14 protein-coding genes and 1 other RNA gene are annotated in these 19256 nt (G+C 61.6%); 14 read left to right on the top strand and 1 reads right to left on the bottom strand.

Annotated elements, in window-relative coordinates; genetic code table 11:
- Window positions 1-2: 2 nt before the first annotated feature.
- Window positions 3-1142, bottom strand: coding sequence for a hypothetical protein (locus ACKVY0_RS02375; RefSeq protein WP_409213184.1), 1140 nt, complete (start codon window positions 1140-1142; stop codon window positions 3-5).
- 135 nt (window positions 1143-1277) lie between these two features.
- Here ACKVY0_RS02375 and ffs point away from each other — a divergent pair.
- From ffs to ACKVY0_RS02305, 14 genes are all read left to right on the top strand, one after another.
- Window positions 1278-1372: signal recognition particle sRNA small type (gene ffs, locus ACKVY0_RS02370), an RNA gene on the top strand.
- A 79-nt stretch (window positions 1373-1451) separates the two neighbouring features.
- Window positions 1452-2246 (top strand): indole-3-glycerol phosphate synthase TrpC, encoded by a 795-nt coding sequence (gene trpC / locus ACKVY0_RS02365; RefSeq protein WP_409213183.1) that lies wholly within the window; start codon window positions 1452-1454, stop codon window positions 2244-2246.
- A gap of 183 nt (window positions 2247-2429) precedes the next feature.
- Complete coding sequence (gene rpsB, locus ACKVY0_RS02360) at window positions 2430-3122, top strand: 30S ribosomal protein S2 (protein ID WP_409213182.1); 693 nt, start codon at window positions 2430-2432, stop codon at window positions 3120-3122.
- A gap of 22 nt (window positions 3123-3144) precedes the next feature.
- Entirely contained in the window at window positions 3145-3741 is a 597-nt protein-coding gene (tsf, locus tag ACKVY0_RS02355; protein ID WP_409213181.1) for a translation elongation factor Ts, read from the top strand.
- Window positions 3742-3819: 78 nt separating this feature from the next.
- Window positions 3820-4548 (top strand): RNA polymerase sigma factor, encoded by a 729-nt coding sequence (locus ACKVY0_RS02350; protein ID WP_409213180.1) that lies wholly within the window; start codon window positions 3820-3822, stop codon window positions 4546-4548.
- A gap of 27 nt (window positions 4549-4575) precedes the next feature.
- Window positions 4576-8232 carry a protein kinase domain-containing protein gene (locus tag ACKVY0_RS02345; protein WP_409213179.1) on the top strand — a complete coding sequence of 1219 codons (3657 nt, stop codon included), beginning with the start codon at window positions 4576-4578 and terminating at the stop codon, window positions 8230-8232.
- 115 nt (window positions 8233-8347) lie between these two features.
- Entirely contained in the window at window positions 8348-9751 is a 1404-nt protein-coding gene (locus ACKVY0_RS02340; RefSeq protein ID WP_409213178.1) for a right-handed parallel beta-helix repeat-containing protein, read from the top strand.
- A gap of 18 nt (window positions 9752-9769) precedes the next feature.
- The gene (locus ACKVY0_RS02335) at window positions 9770-11830 is read left to right on the top strand and encodes an RCC1 domain-containing protein (RefSeq protein WP_409213177.1); all 2061 of its coding nucleotides are present in this window, start codon (window positions 9770-9772) and stop codon (window positions 11828-11830) included.
- Between the two features lie 505 nt (window positions 11831-12335).
- Entirely contained in the window at window positions 12336-13400 is a 1065-nt protein-coding gene (locus tag ACKVY0_RS02330; RefSeq protein ID WP_409213176.1) for a 3-deoxy-7-phosphoheptulonate synthase, read from the top strand.
- The gene (locus tag ACKVY0_RS02325) at window positions 13397-14386 is read left to right on the top strand and encodes a bifunctional heptose 7-phosphate kinase/heptose 1-phosphate adenyltransferase (RefSeq protein ID WP_409213175.1); all 990 of its coding nucleotides are present in this window, start codon (window positions 13397-13399) and stop codon (window positions 14384-14386) included. Before ACKVY0_RS02330 ends, ACKVY0_RS02325 begins: the two co-directional genes overlap by 4 nt.
- A gap of 1 nt (window position 14387) precedes the next feature.
- Window positions 14388-14975 carry a D-sedoheptulose 7-phosphate isomerase gene (locus tag ACKVY0_RS02320; RefSeq protein WP_409213174.1) on the top strand — a complete coding sequence of 196 codons (588 nt, stop codon included), beginning with the start codon at window positions 14388-14390 and terminating at the stop codon, window positions 14973-14975.
- 21 nt (window positions 14976-14996) lie between these two features.
- Window positions 14997-16349 (top strand): flippase, encoded by a 1353-nt coding sequence (locus ACKVY0_RS02315; RefSeq protein WP_409213173.1) that lies wholly within the window; start codon window positions 14997-14999, stop codon window positions 16347-16349.
- Window positions 16350-16570: 221 nt separating this feature from the next.
- Window positions 16571-18130 (top strand): hypothetical protein, encoded by a 1560-nt coding sequence (locus tag ACKVY0_RS02310; protein WP_409213172.1) that lies wholly within the window; start codon window positions 16571-16573, stop codon window positions 18128-18130.
- The gene (locus ACKVY0_RS02305; protein ID WP_409213171.1) at window positions 18123-19247 is read left to right on the top strand and encodes a glycosyltransferase; all 1125 of its coding nucleotides are present in this window, start codon (window positions 18123-18125) and stop codon (window positions 19245-19247) included. The genes ACKVY0_RS02310 and ACKVY0_RS02305 overlap by 8 nt, the downstream gene beginning before the upstream one ends.
- Window positions 19248-19256 lie beyond the last annotated feature (9 nt).

Raw genomic sequence — 19256 nt, 5'->3', positions numbered from 1 at the left:
GATCAAGGTTTAGCCGGAGGTGCGGCACCAAAGGGATCCGCCGTGCTGGGCGGTGTGGCACCACCAGCCGGAGGAGTCGCGGGTGCGCCGCCCGCAGGAGGTGTGGCCGCCGGAGGAGCACCAAAGGGATCAGCTCCCATCGCAGGAGCCGCGGCAGGCGCAGGTGCGGCGGCAGGAGCGCCAAAGGGATCGGCGCCCATCGCAGGAGCCGCAGCGGGTGCGGCAGGAGCCATGCCACCAGCGGGAGCACCGAATGGATCCGCTCCCATCGCAGGAGCAGCAGCGGGTGCGGCACCACCAGGAGCCACAGGTGCGGCGGGGGCTCCGGGAGCAGCGGCCGCAGCAGGGCCTTTGTCAGCCTTGGCGCTCTGTTGAGCGGAAGCGACCACAAGGTCGCCAGGGCGAAGATGTTCGCCCTCCGCAAGACTGCCTTTGACCAGATCGGCCACGGAGGAGTTTTGCTCCACATTGCGCACCTTGAGCTTGGCGACGACCTCTTTGCCGCGCTTCACTTCGAGATCGGCGTTGGCAAACACGCCGCCGCCGTTGCCCTTGTTGAGCACCACGAAGCCCCAGTCAGTGAAAGACTGGGCGACTTTGGCGGTGAAATCGTCATCCACGATGCCACGGCGGCCACGGGTCTCACGCTCTTCGGCCGACTTGGCGGCGTCAGTCAGGTTTTTGACTTTCTCTTGGGCGGTGGCCAGATGCTGGCTCTGATTCGTGAGCGCTGATTCCGCCGCTGCACGGTCTTTTTTAATCGTCTCAATCTGGGCCAGCAGGGCCTTAATATCACCGGCCTCCGCAATCTGTTTTTCCAGATCATTCACGACCTTGGTGATCTGATCGAGATTTGTCTTTACCACAGCCAGCTCCTGCTCCTTGGCCTGGGCCTTGGCCGCGGTGTCCACCACCGCAGTCTTCGCGGTTTCCAGCTCTGTTGTGGCCGTCGCGAACTGGGTTTCGCGATTTTTCTTCGCTTCTTCAGCCTGTGCGATATGCGCCTTCTCGTCAGCGAGGTTCTGGGTGGCGTGCTTCTCGCGGTTGCGCTCTTCAACGAGCGTTTTCTGGTTGGCCCAGGCGAAATAGCAGGCGGTGCCGAGGCAAACGGCGGAGAGAGCAGAGAGGATTTTCCAGACCATACAAAAGGGGATTTGAGAATTAGAACCTAATTTTTACCGGAAGTGACAGGTTTCGACAACACCAATTTTCGGGCATTTTGCCGCCGGGGTGGAATCCCGCTTGTGCCGGACGGAGCCTGCGGCTAGAACAGGCGGCGTCAGGGGCCGCGGATGTTCAGCTTGCGAACCCCGCCAGGTCCTGACGGAAGCAACGGCAGCCTGCCTGTCCATGTCGCGGTTCCCTGGCACCCTCGTTTTTTGGCAAAATGCCGTGTTTTCATGTCACGCGAAGGTTGCACAAGCTTGCAGCGCCGCCACCATGCGCGCCCCATGAACAAGCTGGACGAAATCATCGCCCACAAGCACACCGAACTGCAACGCCTGCTGCCACGCACGGAAAAACTCCGCGCCGCCGCCGCCCTGCGTGACGATGTGCGCTCTCTATATGATGCCCTGCGTGCCGATCCCACGCGCCTGAGCATCATCGCCGAGGTCAAACGTGCCTCGCCCTCCGCCGGCACCATCGCCGCCGACTTTGACCCGCTCACCATCGCCCGTGGTTATGAGAAAGCCGGTGCCAGCGCCATCTCGGTGCTCACGGACGAAAAATACTTCCAGGGCCGCCTCGATTACCTCACGCTCATCCGCGAGCAGCTCGACATCCCCTGCCTGCGCAAGGATTTCATCATCCACGAGGCGCAGATCTTTGAGGCCGTCGTCGCCGGTGCGGACGCCATCCTGCTCATCGTCGCCGCCCTCGACCAGCCCACGCTAGAGCACCTCCTCGAAGTCGCCCACACCTTCCAGCTCGACGCCCTCGTCGAAGTCCACAACCTGCCCGAACTCGAACGCGCCCTCGCCACCGATGCCCGCATCATCGGCGTGAACAACCGCAATTTGAAGAGCTTCACCGTCGATCTCGCCACCACGGAGCTGCTCGCCGAGGAAGTGCCGGACGACATCATCCTCGTCGCCGAGAGCGGCATCAAAACACCCGCTGACGCCATGCGCCTCGCCGCAGCCGGGGCCGACACGCTCCTCGTGGGCGAAACCTTGATGCGCAGTGCCAACATCCTTGTCGATCTGCCCGCCCTGCGTGCGCCGACATCGGGGCGGCTCGAATGACGGTTCGGGAGCGAAAAACCGCTTGCCGCAGCAGAGGTTGCCGGTAACATCGCGCCCCTTTTGCCGGGCCATGTTGGTCAGGCCAAAGGGTTCAACCTCAAGCCCGATCAACCGGATCAGCCCTCGTGGCTGAGCGTTTTGCACTCCAAAACGTGCGGAAGACAGGCACTCTCATCCAAATACATGTCAACACAGATCCTCGCCGAGCTCGTCGAAGCCGGAGTCCATTTCGGACATCAGACCAAACGCTGGAATCCCAAGATGAAGCCCTTCATCATGGACAAAAGAAACCAGATCTACATCCTCAACATCGAGGAGACCGTCAAACAGATCGACAAGGCCGCCGATTTCCTGGCCGACCTCGCCCGCAAAGGCAAAAAAATCCTCTTCGTCGGCTGCAAACGCCAGGCACAGGAAGCCGTGAAACAGGCTTCCGAAGCCTGCGGCCAGTTCTACGTCAACCATCGCTGGCTGGGCGGCACGCTCACCAACATGGAGACGATCAAGAAGAGCATCGCCCGTCTCAACTACCTTGAGGACATCGACAACAAGCCTGAGGTCAAGCTCATGTCCAAGAAGGAGCTGGCCAGCCTCAACCGCGAGCGTATCAAGCTCGAGCGCAACCTGCGCGGCATCCGCCACATGGGCAAGATCCCTGACGCCGTCGTCATCGTCGATTCCGCCCGCGAGCACATCGCCGTGCATGAGTCCCGCCGCCTGAAAATCCCGATCGTCGCTCTCGTCGATACCAATGCCGACCCGACCATCATCGACTATCCCATCGCCGCCAACGACGACGCCATCCGCTCCATCCGCATCATCCTGCAGAAGCTGATCGACCCCGTCATCATCGCCACCGCCGAAGCGAAGAAGTAACCTTTCACCCCACTAACTGAACATGGCTGAAATCTCCGCTAAACTCGTCATGACCCTGCGTGAAAAGACCAACGCAGGCATGATGGAATGTAAAGCCGCCCTCAAGGAAGCCGACGGCGACCTCGAAAAGGCTGAAACCATCCTCCGCAAGAAAGGCACCATCAAGGCCGAGAAGAAGGCCGACCGCCAGACGAAGGAAGGCATCATCGCCTCCTACATCCACATGGCCGGCCGCATCGGTGTACTCATCGAAGTGAACTGCGAGACCGACTTCGTCGCCCGCAACGAAAACTTCCAGGCACTGGTGAAGGACATCTCCCTCCACATCGCCGCCTCCAGCCCCCGCTGGATTCAGCGCAGTGAAGTGCCGGAAGCCCTCATCGCCACCGAGCGTGAAATCGGCATGGACCAGGTCAAGGGCAAGCCCGCCAACATCGTCGAAAAGATCGTCGATGGTAAGGTGGACAAGTTCTACGCCGATAACTGCCTCCTTGAGCAGCCCTTCATCAAGAACACCGACGTCACCGTCGGCGACTTCGTCAAAGGCAAGATCACTGAGCTGGGCGAAAACCTCGTCGTCCGCCGCTTCACCCGCTACGCGGTGGGCGGAGATATTTGACCCTCAATTTAGCTTTGATCCTTTCAAAGGGCGGACGTAAGTCCGCCCTTTTTGCATGATCCGCGCCATTGCAGCCGCATGAACGAGAGAAACTACACCCGGGCAGGCCAGTTCCCCGACACGCCATGGACGCAGGTGCGCATGGCCGGCGGGCAGGACACCAAGGCGCATGATTCACTGGAGGTACTGTGCCGCCTGTACTGGGCGCCGCTGTATGCCTACGCCCGCCGGCATGACATGCATCCGGCGGAGGCGGAGGACGTGACGCAGGCGTTCTTCGCGCATCTGCTCGAAGACGACACGATCAAGAACGCCGACAGCGAAAAGGGCCGCCTGCGCTCCTACCTGCTCGGCGCGATGAAGCGCTTCATCTCCAACTGGCGACGCGCGGAAATGACGGCGAAACGCGGCGGCAGGCTCCAGCGCGTGGATTTTGACACCACCGAGGTTGAAGCGGTGTGCGCGCAGCAGGGCGATGGATTGTCGCCGGATGCGTTCTTTGAACGACGCTGGGCGGTGGCGCTGCTGGATCATGCGTTGAAGGATCTGGAGCAGGAGCAGGCGAACAGCGGCAAGGGTGAGCAGTTCGCCGTGCTCAGTGAATTTTTGCTCGTACATGGCAAAGACGCACAGCATGCCGACGCGGCGGTGAAGCTCGGCATGAGCGAAGGCACGGTGCGCGTGGCCGTACATCGGCTGCGGAAACGGTTTCGTGAGCGGGTGCGCGAGCATGTGACCGCCACCGTCGGCAGCGCCGCCGACGTGGATGATGAACTGCGGCATTTGATGAGCCTGTACGGTAACTGAACGCCCTCATTCGTTAAGCCTTCTTGTATGCCTGAGTGCGACATCTGCCACACCCCGCTGGAACAACGCGGCACCCGGAGCTTCTGCCCCGCGTGCCTGCTGCGTGAGATGATGGGCGATGAAGACGGCGAAGTGGATGCCGAGGCGGAAACCGTCATCACGCCAGCACCGCCGTCCGGCACCATGCCGCGCCTGCCGCGCTACAGCATGATCGAAAAGCTCGGCGAAGGCGGCTTTGCCAACGTATATCGTGCGCAACAGCGTGAACCGGTGCGGCGCGAGGTGGCGGTGAAGGTGCTGAAGCCGAATGTGGCGACTTTCAATGTGCTAGCTCGGTTTGAGGCGGAACGGCAGACGTTGGCGCGCATGGAGCACCCAGGGATCGCGCGCTTGTGGGATTCCGGCGTGACGATGCACGGACAGCCATTTTTTGCGATGGAACTGGTGCGCGGCGAGCCGGTGACAGCTTACTGCTCGCGCTACGAGCTGGATTTGCGGCAGCGCTTGGAGATTTTCATCTCGATCTGTGACGCGGTGCAGCACGCGCATGAAAAAGGCGTGCTGCATCGTGATTTGAAGCCGTCGAACATCCTGGTGGCTGGTATTGGCAGCGAGCGTGAGGTGAAGATCATCGACTTCGGCATTGCGAAGGCATTGGAGGTGACGCCAGAGACGGAGGAGGACAGTCGCATGACCTCGATGCACCAAACGGTGGGCACGCCGGGTTACATGAGCCCGGAGCAGAGTGCTTGGGGTGCGCATCTTGTGGATGCGCGGTCTGACCTGTATGCGCTGGGCGTGGTGCTGTATGAGCTGATCACGGGCTTCACGCCGCTACAGATCGAGCGGCGGGCGAATGAGGAGGCGCGGCACCGCCCGCATGCAATGCACATCACGGCTCCGTCACGTCTGCCGCAATCCCTGTTGCTGACGAAGACGGATAAGCGTGATCTGGACGCCATCGTGCTCAAGGCGTTGGAAACCGATTCCGCACGCCGCTATGCGAGCGCGGCGGCCTTCGCCGATGATGTACAGCGCCATTTGCGTGATGAGCCGGTGCTAGCGGGTGAGAAGTCGTGGACGTATGTGATGGAGAAGTTCACCCGGCGGCACAAATCCTTCGTGATCAGTAGCGCGGTGGCTTTGCTGGCCATCTTGGGTGGCTGCACGGCGAGTACGATCCTTTATTTGAAGGAGCAACAGGCGCGGACAAAGGCGGAGCAGGTGCAGGGTGAGCTGCGGCGCTCACTGAGCCGGGCGGACTTCGCCACGGCGCAGCGCTATAAACAGGAGGGGGATTACCAGAGCGCGGTGGCCTGCCTGACGCGGGCGCTGCGGCATGATGCGGCATTTGGCCCTGCAGCAGTGGATTTACAGATGCTGCTGACGCAGGAGGACTCACCCCAGCCAGCGCGTGCGGCGATCCCGCTGGACCCGGCTTGGGGTGAGGTGGCGGACGGCGCGGTGTCTGCGGGTGGGCTGGTGCTGGCCGTGGTGTTTAAAACGGAGCAGGCGCGGCGGCTGATGTTGTTCCAATACATCGAGGGCGCTTGGCAGCGGCGTGAGATCGAGCTGAAAGCACCGCCACTGCATGTGGCGCTGGCTGCGAGTGGAAACTTCCTGGCCATCGCGGATGAGGCGCAGCAGGTGCGGCTGATTTCCGTCACTGGGGAGACTCCTGAGCGCGAATGGCATGCGCCGCAGCCGGTGACGGCGTTGGTACTGTCCATCCTACGCGGTGTGGCGACGGTGGGCTGCCAGGACGGCACGGTGTGGCTGATGCGTGAGCAAGAATCATCACCGCCAAGGCAGGTCGGGCGTATCACAGGTGCGGTGACTCATTTGAGCATCGGCACGCAGGAAAACTGGGTCTTCGCTGCGGGAACTTCTGGTGAAGTGCATCGGCTCATTTTGGCGGATGCGGGTAAGGATATGCTGCTGCTGAAATTACCCGCAGCGGTAACTGCGCTGGCTATCACTCAGGGTCCAGGCATCGTGGCAGCGGGTGATCAACTCGGAAATGTGGCCTGCTACCGTGGTGAAGGCGTGACGGCGATGCCGGTGACCAAGCTGCACAAAGCGGCGGTGACCGCGCTGACACTGATGAACAATGGCACGACGCTGATCTCGGCTGGCGGGGCGCGTGACCTGCGGGTGCGCTGGTATGACATGACGACGCAGGCGAATGTGAAGCCGCCGTTTGAGTCTGCGGGTGCGGTGCGGCGGATCATGGTCAGTCGTGGCACGGAGGAGGCGCTCATCGTCAGCGCGGACTCCTCCGTGCGCGTGTGGCGGCAGGCGGGTGATGCGGCGATGACGATGCGTAAGCCCCAGCGCGCCCGTTTTGTGGCCATGAGCGCTACGGGCCGCTGCATGGCCGTGCAGCGTGATCTCGGCACCGCGCTGGAGGTGCTGATGCTGTCCCAGCATGCCACGCTGGGGGTCATGCTGCATCCCGGCGGCGGCAGCTATGTGCCGGTGACGCAGGACTTGGCAGCCGCCGCATTCACGACCCAAGGCAACACGCTAGTAGCAGTGGATGAGCTTGCCAATGCCGTGCTGTGGGATGCGTCACGCGCGGAGTTGCAGGGTGAAGCACGCTGGAAAAATGCCGCCCTGTGCCTCATGCAGCCGACCAGTGGCCCCATGCTAGCTGCGCTAAAGGATGGCTCACTCATTGAAGTGAAAACGGATGGCAGTGAGCCCGTCGTCCGCGTGCCTGGCATGCCTGATGTGCCGTGGGTGCTCGGCGCGATCTCGGCGGATGGCCGCGCTGCGGCCTGGGCCACGTCAGCGCCGGAAGCGCAGTTAGCATGCCGTCTGCGGGTGTGGTGGGCGGAGGGTAACCGCACGGAGGAGTGGCAGGTGGAGCGGCTCTCCGCGCTGGCAGTCTGCGCAGTGAACCACGTGGTGGGTGCGGGTTTGGGTAATGGCCATGTGCGAGTGATGGCGAGTGGTGATACGCGCCTGAGCTACCTGCCGCTGCATCAGAGCCGCGTGACCTCGATGGCTTTCTCCGCGGATGGACGTGCGCTGATCACCGCCTCCACGGATGGCACGGCGGCGGTGTGGAATGCACGCTCACTCACTCCGCTGACCGGTCACTTCCGGCTGGGTGACGACGTTTTGAAATGCACCTTCAGTGGCGACAGTCACCGCTTTGCCTGTGCGACGGAAAATGAGGTCGTGGTGGGTGATGTGGCGGCGCGGGCACTGTATGGTCATCCGTATTTCCTGCGTGGCTTTGGCGGTGCGCTGACGCTCAATCACACGGGCACTCGTTTGGCCTACAACCTCAATAGTGGCGAGGTCATCGTGCAGGACATCCCCGTAGCACCGGAGACGCCCGCGCCGGAGTGGTTTCTACAAATGGCGGACACCTATGTCTCGCGGCGGATGACGACGGAGGACGCCATCGAGCTGCGGGAGCATCCAGGACTCGCGGCGCTGCGCCGCATCGTGCCGCAGACGGAGAAAGCGGACGCGTGGAATGTGTTCGCGAAGTGGCTATTCACCCACAGCGGTCAGCGCCAGCTCACGCCGTGGTCCGCGCTCACGCTGGAGGAGTACCTCGCCGCGCTCAATGCCCGGCCAGGCATCGCCACCTCATTTGAGCGGCGGCGGCTGAATCCCTTCCGCTATCGCGAAAAGGAAAACAGCGGTGCCAGTGATCCGCCTCCTTGAGGCCCCAGAGCCCTGCACCGCGAGTGATGGTGAAAAAACACCTCGCGGAGTGTAACTCATCACCCGCACTTGGTGAGAAGGATGGATGCACAGGTCAAATAGCCTCCATTCATCCATGAAAACCACGTCCATCCTCCGCAGTGCTTTCGCCGCTGCCACATTGCTCCTCCCAGCTCTCGCTTTTGGCCAGGGCCAGCTGAATCCGCCGACAGCGGTCTCGCCTTACCCGAATGAGCGTGCGCTGACTCCCGGCGGCATTCCCACGCCCTCCATGAAGACCCTCATGCAGATCGACTCCGGTGAGCACATCCCCAGCCGCGACACGAGCAATGCAAATCTCAATGGCTCGCTCGGCTACTACCTGCTGGCCGCACCGGGGCGCTACTACCTCACGGAAAATCTAGCCCTGCGCATCCTCATCACCTCCGACAACGTCACGCTCGACCTCGGTGGCTTTGAGGTGGTGTACCCTGGCGCAGGTGCTCTCAATGCCATCGAGGCCCAAAGCGGCGTCGCTGGCACGGTCATCCGCACCAAGGTCATCAACGGCCGCGTGCGCGGCGCGTGGCAGATCGGTGTGAAGCTCGGTGACGACAGCGTCGTCAGCGGTGTGGACGTCTCCGCCATCACCAACTACGGCATCAAAGTCGGCAATGACAGTCTCGTGCATCAAAGCCGCGTGCGCGGCCCATGGACCGGCCCGCAATCCGGCGGTCCAGGCATGCACAGCGGCATTTATGCCGGCGAAGCCAGCGTCATCACCTCCTGCACCGCCACCGCCATCGCCGGCATCGGCATTCAAGGTGCGGACAATGTCCGCGTGAGTGACTGCACGGTGAATTACGTGGCCGGTTGCGGCATCGTCACCTCACACTGTGGCACGGTGGCAGGCTGTAGCGTGCGCACTTGCGGCGTCACGGGTTTTGATCTGAACCAAGCCAGCACCTTGATGAATAGCACCGCCACTAACTGCGGCGGTGCTGGCGTCCACATCCGCAATGCCTGTGCTCTCACCAACGTGACCAGCCGCAGCAACATGAGCCACGGCTTCCTCGTCGAAAACATCGCCCCGCCGAACTCGCCGGCCGTCCCAGACAACGCCACCAACTTCATCCAATGCGTGTCCCAGAGCAACACTGGCGACGGCTTCCGTGCGACGAGTGACTGTAGTTTCACCCACTGCACGGCGGAGAAAAACGGCACACCAGGCGTGCTCGGCGGCCTGCCTGCTTCGGGTGATGGCTTTAAGTTCACCGACAAGTGCCGGGTCACCAACTGCGTGGCCAATAACAACGTGAGGGATGGCTATTTCGGAAACACTGGCAACACCATCGACCAAAGCTCAGCCGCCTCGAACGGGGCCTATGGGGTGGAAGTCGCCAGCGATCAAAATGTGGTCACGCGCAACACCTTCCGCAGCAACACCACCGCCCCCGTGCAGCCCGCACCGGCCAACGGCATCGCCCCACTGCAGACTGCCTTCGGTGCTACCAATCCCTTCGCCAATTTCTCACTGTAACCTTCATTTTTGACCGCCATGAACACACACACGCTACTCGCCGCCCTGTGGCTCGGCTCCACGGCGGTCATTCACGCAGCGCCCTTTGGTTGGGGTTCGAATGCATACGGCCAGCTTGGAAATGGGAGCACGACGGATACCAATGTGCCCGCCGCAACGATGACAAGCGGCGCTCTATCAGGTAAAGTGCTCACCAAGATATCGACAAGCGAATACAACGGCACCACGCACACTCTTGTGGTCTCGTCTGATGGACAGATATTCGCTTGGGGCAGAAACGATAGCGGCCAGTTAGGTGATGGCTCGACGGTCGATCGGACAAGCGCTGTCGCCGTTGACATGTCAGGTGTGCTCTTTGGGAAGACTGTAGTGGATGTCGCGGCTGGGGGCGGATTCAGCCTAGCGGTCACGTCAGATGGCTCGATATATTCATGGGGAAACAATTCCGTCGGCCAGCTTGGTGATGGCACCTCGACAGTGCGTCATGTGCCGGTAGCCGTGGACATGACGGGCGTTCTCTTCGGCAAAGTCGTCAAATCCGTCAGCGCTGGCAGTGTGAGTGCCGCTGCGCTGACTTCGGATGGCTATGTATTCACTTGGGGAAGAGGCATTGATGGTCAGTTGGGCAACGGAACATCTGGGAGTAGTCTTGTCCCTGTGGCTGTTGATACCACAGGCGTCTTGTCTGGAAAAATCGTGACTTCGATTAGCATGGGAAGTTTTTTTTGCCTCGCTGTAGCCTCTGATGGGAAGGCTTTCAGTTGGGGCTTGAACGTTAGTGGAATGCTTGGCGATGGCACAGCGACAGATCGAAATACACCCGTCGCAGTGGATGCTTCAGGTGTTCTCTCCGGCAAGAATCTAGTAGCCGTCGGCGCAGGTAGAGAACACAGCTTGGCGGTCTCATCCGACGGGCTTGTGTATGCTTGGGGATATGGAGGTGATGGAGAAATGGGCAATGGCTCGGCGACCGGTTTCAACCTTTCCCCTGTGGCGACGGACATGTCGGGTGCCATGTCAGGGAAAGTCGTTGTGGCAGTCTCGGCAGGCTCATCATTTAGCCTAGCTCTAACGTCCGATGGAGAGCTATTTTCCTGGGGACAAAACGGGAGTGGTAATCTCGGGGATGGCACGACGACAGAACGACACGTCCCTGTGGCGGTTGATATGACGGGTGCGCTACTAGGCATGTCTGCCACCTCTGTCTCTGCGGGCTTTGGCCATGTAGTCGTCCTCGCATCCCCATCCACCAGCACCATCACCCCCGCCTGTCGCTTCAGCTACGCGGCCAATTTCGGCTGGCAAAACTGGCGCTGGAGTGCGGTTTCACCCGCTGCGCCTGCCATCGAGTCCGCCATCCTCCACGGTAACGTCTATTCCGCCAACGTCGGCTGGATCGACCTCGGAGATGGCACGCCGACCAGTGGCATTCGTTACAGCCAGACAGGCCAAGACTACGGCGTCAATCACGACGGCGCAGGCGCACTCACCGGCTATGCGTATGGAGCCAACATCGGCTGGATTCGCTTTGCGCAGACCTGGAACTCCCCGCCACGCGTCAATCTCACCACCGGTGCCCTCAGCGGCTATGCCTACAGCGCCAACTGCGGCTGGATCCACCTCGGCAGCCTCAAAACCCGCATCAGCACCGGCGCAGACAGCGAAGTACTCGCTGGTGGCGGCACGGGCGACGGCATCGCCGACAGTTGGGAGCTCGAACGCCTCGCCGCCGCCGGCCTCGGCAGCAATTTGAACCTGCTCGGCTACTCCGCCAACGCCGACTACGACGGCGACGGCATCAGCGACTACAACGAATACATCGCCGACACCAATCCCTTCAGCGCTGGCAACCGCCTCGCCGTCACCGACTTCACCTACAATCCCGCCACCGGCGACATCGACCTCGACTGGACCGGCAGCGACCGCCGCGCCTTCACCATCTATTACAGCACCGATCTAACAAGCTGGGCACCCATCGGCAACGTGCAAACCGGCGGCTCCGTCTCACTCACTCTCGGCGGACCTTCTACCCCGCATCTGTTCTTCAAGATCGGTGCCGCTCTGCCGCTCACACAGTGATGGCAAACGCCCAAGTTTCGGGGCAGCACCCTGCGAGAGCTACGGCGTGGTGCTGCCTCCAAGAATTTCAAACCGAACATCAAGCCTGGCACGCCGCCAGGTGGACTCGGTTCAAAGCAGATTTGGGTTAGGAAGCCAGAATTCCCCAACTCCAGCCCCTTCCTGGCCTCACAAAGCCAGATATTTAGCTTTGCTAAAATACCCGCATCATGCCAAATTTCCGTAATTGGCATATCGACTATGCGTGCCCCCCCCACGCCCAGCCCCTCATGCCTGCGTCCTGTGCGCACCCCAATCCCATCGATTCGCCGGTGGTGCCTGAACCCTGGGCACCAAGGGCGGCAGCGTGCTGCAAACCTTCGCCAAGGCGGTCAAAACGCCCTCGCTTGACCTCTTGACCACTCCTTGACGCCTTGACCGCTTCCCGTCAAAACTCGCAACTTTCAGTTTCCTCCCGGCCAGAATCCTCCATCCTGCGCGCCCGCTTTTCGCCCCCAAATTTGCCGTGAGTCTTTCGCACCCCACTGACGACCTCCGCGTCGCTGAAATCCTGCCGTTGATCCAGCCCGCCCTGCTCATGCATGAGTTTCGCCTGGGGGAGCTTGAATCCGCCTTCATCGAAGACTCCCGCAAGCGTGCCGAGGCCATCCTCAATCTCAAAGACGACCGCCTGCTCGTCGTCGTCGGCCCCTGCTCGATCCACGACACCAAGTCCGCGCTCGAATACGCTCAGCACATCATCGCAGCACGGCAGAAGTACGGCACCGATCTGGAGATCGTCATGCGCGTCTATTTTGAAAAACCGCGCACGACCGTCGGCTGGAAGGGATTCATCAACGATCCGCACCTCGACGGCAGCTTCGACATCAACAGCGGCCTGCGGGGCGCCCGTGGGCTGCTCCTCGAACTGACCCAACATGGCGTTCCTGCCGGCACCGAGTTCCTCGACGTGATCACACCGCAGTACATTGCCGACGTCGTCGTTTGGGGTGCCATTGGGGCTCGCACGACCGAGAGCCAGGTGCATCGCCAGCTTGCCTCCGGTTTGTCCATGCCCGTCGGCTTCAAGAACGGCACCGATGGCGGCATTCAGGTCGCGCTCGATGCCATCGAGGCCGCCAAAGGCCAGCATTGCTTCCTGTCCGTGACCAAAGACGGCGTCGCTGCCATCGTGAACACCAAGGGCAACAACGCCTGCCACGTCATCCTGCGCGGTGGCAAAGGCGGCACGAATTTCGACGCCGCATCGATCAAGACCGTCGCCGATCAACTCACCGCACGCGGCCTGCCCGCCAGCGTCATGGTCGATTGCAGCCACGGCAACAGTTTGAAGGACTATCGCAAGCAACCCGTCGCCTCCGCATCCATCGCCGAGCAAATCAGCGCTGGCAGCAAAGCCATCACCGGCGTCATGATCGAAAGCCATCTCGTCGAAGGCCGCCAGGACACCAAGCCTGGTCAAGCCATCACCTACGGCCAGAGCATCACCGACGCCTGCGTCTCCTGGGAAACCACGGCAAGCATGCTCGATCAACTCGCCGCCGCCGTCCGCGCCCGCCGCAGCAAATGAACTTCACCCGCAACTGCCTCGGAAGCCTCGCGAAGTGCCGCATCCTCGTCGTGGGCGATGTCATGCTCGATCATTTCATCTGGGGCCACGTCCGCCGCATCTCGCCCGAAGCACCGGTGCCCATCGTCGAGGTCACGCGTGAAGAATTTTATCCCGGCGGTGCCGCCAACGTCGCCCGCAACATCTCGCCCTTCTCGCCGCACACCCATCTCATGGGCCGCGTTGGCAAAGACATGCCCGCCGACAAACTCCGCGCACTCCTGATCGAAGACCAGGTCGATCCCGCACCGCTCCTCGTTCACGCAACCCTGCCCACGATCTCCAAAGCTCGCGTCTCCGCCCGTCAGCAGCAGATCGTCCGCGTCGATCGCGAAAAACTGCTGCCGCTGACCGACGACGAACTCGCGGAGATCGAGAAGCGTCTGCGCCAACTGGCACCTAACCTCGACGCCATCATCCTCGAAGACTACGGCAAGGGCTTCATCACCGAGAAGCTCATGCAGTTGGTCGCCAAGATCGCCGCCGAGCACAAACTCATCGTCACCGTCGATCCCTCCCCGCGCAATCCCCTGCCCTGGTCTGGCGTTTCGCTCGTGAAACCGAACCGCCTCGAAGCCTTCGCCGCCGCCGGACTCGAAGACCACCTGCTGCCCGAAGCTCCGCTCGAAAACAAAGAACTCCTCGAAGTCGGCCGCGTCCTCCTCGCCAAATGGAACGTCGCCAGCGTGCTCGTCACCCTCGGCGAGCAAGGCATGATGCTGTTCGAGCGTGACAAAGCCCCGCATCACATCCCCACGCGTGCGCGTGAAGTCTTCGATGTCTCCGGCGCAGGCGACACCGCCATCGCCCTGCTCACACTCGCCCTCGCCGCCGGATTCACGCTTCAAGACGCCGCCGAGATCTCCAACCACGCGAGCGGCATCGTCGTCGGCAAGCTCGGCACCGCCACCTTGACGCCCGACGAGCTGCTGGCAGCCTTCGCATAACATGAGCACCGATTTCTCCTCTCTTTTCAAAACGCACCTCAGCGAGCATCAGGACGCCATCGCCAAACTCAGTGCGATGAGCGATCAAATCGCCCCGCTGGCCGACGCGTGGCTCACCGCGTTGCGCAATGGCAAAAAAATCATCTTCTTCGGCAATGGTGGCAGCGCCGCTGATGCACAGCATCTCGCCGCCGAACTCGTCGTGCGTTATCGCATCAATCGTCCCGCTCTCGCCGGCCTCGCCTTGACCACCGACACCTCGATCCTCACCGCGCACAGCAACGATTTCGGCTACGACACCGTGTTCTCGCGTCAGATCGAAGCCCTTGCCCAGCCCGGCGATGTCGTTCTCGGCATCTCCACGTCAGGCACGAGCAAGAATGTCCTTCTCGGCCTCCAAGCCGCCAACGCACGCGGTTGCATCACCATCGCCTTCACTGGCGAAACAGGCGCGGATTGCGCCGCTGAAGCCAAATTGAGCTTCAAAGCGCCTTCGGCGGTCACCGCCCGCGTTCAGGAATGCCATCTCCTCATCGGGCATCTGCTCTGCGACATCGCGGAGCAAAGCTTCGCGGCATCAAGCTCGTAGGCGCGTTCGCCAGAACGCGAAATGTCACGCACTCTGGCGAGTGCGCCTACCATCAATCCAGTCGCGTCCTTCATGGCCGCCGGCAGTCACATCCTCCAAACGCTCTCGCTGGCGACGACGCTGCGCATGGCACGCTTGTTGTTGAGCCTCGCGCTGACCTGCGCGCTCGCGCGTCATCTCGGCGGCAGCGGTTTCGGCCACATCGCCGTCGCCATGGCGCTGGTTTCGATCCTGCTGAGTGTCGGCGAACTTGGCTTCGCCCGCTACACCGTGCGCGAGTTGATGAAACCCGGCAGTGATCAGCCAGCCGTGCTCGGAATCACGATCACCGCACGCTTCATCGTTTCGGCGGCACTATTCGTCGGTCTCATCGCCTGGACCGGCTGGCGCAAACCCGAAGGCGCGTTGCTGCTCATCGTCTATGGCACGCAACTCCTCACCAATCCCGCCACCGAGACACTCGCATGGCTCGAAGCCCACGGGCGCGTTGCCAATGCCGTCATCGCGCAATTCATCGGCTTCATCATCAGTGCCGTCTGCATCGCCATCGGCATCTGGAACCATGCGCCGCTGTGGTTTTTCGCGTTGACCTATGCGCTCGAAGGCTGGGTCTTCATCGCCCTGTGCTGCTTCGTATTCTGGCGTCATGGCGGTCGTATTCTGCCGCGTGCCTTCACGTTTCAGCGCGCCTTCGCTCTCGTCAGCCGTTCCTGGCCCGAACTCGCCTCCCAGGCCGCGCTCATCCTGCTGTTTCGTCTCGACACGATGATGATCCAATGGCTGCGCGGCACTGAAGAAGCCGGCATCTATGGCGCAGCGGTGCGTGTCTCCGAAATGGCCTACTTCATCCCCGGCATCCTCGCCACGCTGTTTCTGCCGCGTTTGATGGAAGCCCGCCAAAACAACACGGCACTGTATGAAAAACGCGTGGTCGATTACCTCTCCACCTCCGTCATTTTCGCCGTCGCCGTCGCCGCTGGATTGCTCATCCTCTCGCCCTGGATGTCCACCGCCTTCGGCAGCGAATTCGCCCGCAGCAGCGAAATGCTCCGCGTGCATGCCTGGGCCTTCATCCCATTCGCCGTCGGCATCGCCCGCACGCAAATCCTCACCGCCGAAGATCGCCTCGCCGACAATCTCACCTCCGTCATCCTCGCCGTGGTCATCAATGCGTGGCTGAACATGGAATGGATTCCCAAGCACGGCGGCATCGGTGCCGCGTGGGCCACACTCGTCTCCTACACGCTCGCGTGGATCATCTGGACCTACTGCTCCCCCGATTTGCGCCGCCACGTCTCCGGCTTCATGACGCGCACCTTCGTTGGCCTGCCAAGGTTCACGCTCGTGCGTGTGCGATCACTCCTTCATGTGTGACGTCAGCCTGCTCGTCGAGATCGGTTGAGAATGACGAATGAGTAAATCCGAATGACGAACGAAGCCCAAATGCCGAAATCCAGCCCATGACACAGCTTCGCCATTCGAGCTTCGTCATTCTTTCGTCATTCACAAATTCGTCATTCGTCATTTGCCCGCTCGCTCAAGTTCCAGCGCAGACTCGCTCCTGACCCGCCTCTCCACCTCCCTTTTTCTCATCCATGCAAGGCAAGGCATTCATCATCTTCCTCGGCGGCCTCGGTGCCGTTTACGTGCTGCTCTCAGTGCTGCTTAATGGTGGTAACTCCATCGGCGCTCTCGCCCAGTTCCTCTCCATCGGCTCCTGCATCCTCGCCATCGCGCAACCACGCGTCGCGCTCTACCTGATGGTCATTTTCGCCGGTTACAGCGACCTGCTGAAGCGCATGATGGTCTTCGACGGTCACGTCACCATGAACGACGTCATGTGGGTGCGCGCGCTGTGCCCACTCACGCTCGCCGGCATCTGCCTCGGCACGCTGGCACGTTCATTGCACGACGGCAGCCTGCATCAGCGGCGCAAACTCATCTCCCTGCTCGTCTGCATCCTGGGCTTCATCGTTTCAGTCGTCTCCGCCTTGCGCAGCGGCGGTGGCTTCAATGCTGCCGCCACCCAGCTCGCCGACGGTGCCGCTTACATGTTCCTACTGTTCGTCGTGCCCTGCGTCTTTCGCACACCGGAGCAAATCATCGCCTTCATCAAATACTGCCTCATCATTTTCATCCCGGTGGCGCTCTACGGCATCAAGCAGCAGATCTTCGGCCTCAGCGACTTTGAAATCGAGTACCTGCGCTCCGGTCTCACCGTTCTCTCGAAACACCTCGACGACGTGCGCCCGCGCCCCTTCTCCACGCTCGTGGACAGCTCACCCTTCGGCACCAGTTGCGCCATCTGCGCCTGCCTCGCCCTCATGGTGCGCCGCCATCATCGCGACACCGGCACGCGCACCTGGGGTATGATGAGCTTCGTGCTCTTCGGCATCTTCGTCGCCGGTTGTGTCGCCAGCATGACCCGCTTTGCCAATCTGAACTGGGCCCTGCCGCTGCTGCTCCTGCCCGTGCTGCGCAGCGCCCGCGGCACCGCTGCGCTCTATGCGACGGTCACCACCATGTTCTTCACCGCGTGCATCTTCGCGCAGGATCTCATCAATGGCGTCACCAAGCTCACGCTCTGGGCGCTCGAAAACTTCGGTGGCACCGCCATCGGTGAGCAATTCGCCCGCTTCTGGACCATCTGCGACCGTCTCGAAGGCATGCACGACCTCGCGCACAATCCGCTCATGTGGACCATGTTCGGCTACGGCACCAAAGGCGCTATCGACATGCACGAGGCGCACATGGTCGCCAGCCATGACCTCATCTCCAACCTGCTCCTCGAGATCGGCTGGCTGCCGCTCAGCCTCCTCCTCATCCTCGCCGCGCTCGCGCTGCATTCCTTCCACCGCAGCGTGCTCAGCCTGCGCGGCACGCCCACCTTCAGCATCTGCCTGTGGATGATCGGCATCGAGTTCGGCCTTCTCGTACACAACGTCTTCGCTGGCAACGTCACCTCCACCTTCCCGGTGAACTTCTTCTGCTGGTTCATCGCCGGCGCTTTGAACGCCTGCATCATTCATCAGGAAAGCCTGCGCGTGAAACAACGCCTGCCATCAAAACCAGCGCCGCAGCCAGTACATCTACATCATCCATCCTTCGCTCGTGCCCAAACCGTGCCGTTCAATCGCACCCTGCCACATGGCTGATTCATCCCAGCTCGTCGTCCTCGCACCCTACGCCCTGCGCGACTGGAGCGGCAGACCGCGTCGCTTCCTCGATCCGGCACCGATGCCGTTTCGCAGCAAAGCCCTCGTCGGTGCGTGGTTTCAAAACGACGAGCAGCTCGAACGCGACTACCACCGTCGCCAGCGCGGCACCGTACGTCGCATGGCCGACGCGTTCCGCCTCATCGCACAAAACTACACCACGCTGCATCGCGCCCGCATGATCTACTGCCTCGACGGCATGCATTACGCGATCCTGCTCATGCTGGCGCGTGCCGGATTGTTCCGCACCGAGGGCAAAATCATCCGCCGCGTCGCCTTCCACGACACCGCATGGCAAAACCTCGCCACAAAACTGCACAGCGCCCCTGCCGCCTTCCAAATCGAGTGCATCACGCACGAGCAATTTGCCTCCGCCACGAGACACCTCGGCGCACATCGTATCATCTCGCGTCCGTGGAAGATCGACACTGGCTGGTTCCAGCCCGCGCCTGATGCGCTGCATCTCCGCGCCTTGCTGCCCGGCAACATCAGCCGCGACGAGTCCATCGTGCCCCCACTGCTTCACAGCGGCATCTCCATCACACGCATCGCCCGTTCGGACTCGCTGCACGCCCGTTTCGCCGCCGAAATCGCCGATCCGCGCTTCGAACTCGTGACCAACGCCTCGCATCGCGAATACCTCGAACATCTGCATGCCGCGCCCGCTGTTTTGCTACCCATCGTTCCCTGCGACGGCTCCGCCGGCCTCACCGCCGCCTTGGAAGCCATCGCCGCTGGCATCCCTGTTCTCGCCAACCGCAGCATGGGCCTCACCGAACTCTTCGCCGAATGCCAGTATCCCGTGCCGATGCTCAACAACCTCGATCCCGCCGCCTGGGCGCAGGCATATCGTCAAATCGAGGAGCAGCACGAATCCGCCGAATTCATCGAAGAACTCGAAGTCTCACGCAAACTCCTGCTCAAACACCACCGCATCCTGCCTGCGGGCGACGATTGGGCGCAGATATTCACCGAGGCGTGTACGGAGGCGAACGATCCAAGTGCTCAGTGCTCAGTGCTCAGGTTCAAACATAGCGCACTGAGCACTGAGCACTGAGCACTGAGC

The organism is Prosthecobacter sp. (genome assembly GCF_046154365.1).
Classification (GTDB): domain Bacteria; phylum Verrucomicrobiota; class Verrucomicrobiia; order Verrucomicrobiales; family Verrucomicrobiaceae; genus Prosthecobacter.
Note: the sequence above shows the minus strand (reverse complement) of the source record. Positions and strands in the feature narration are given on the sequence as shown.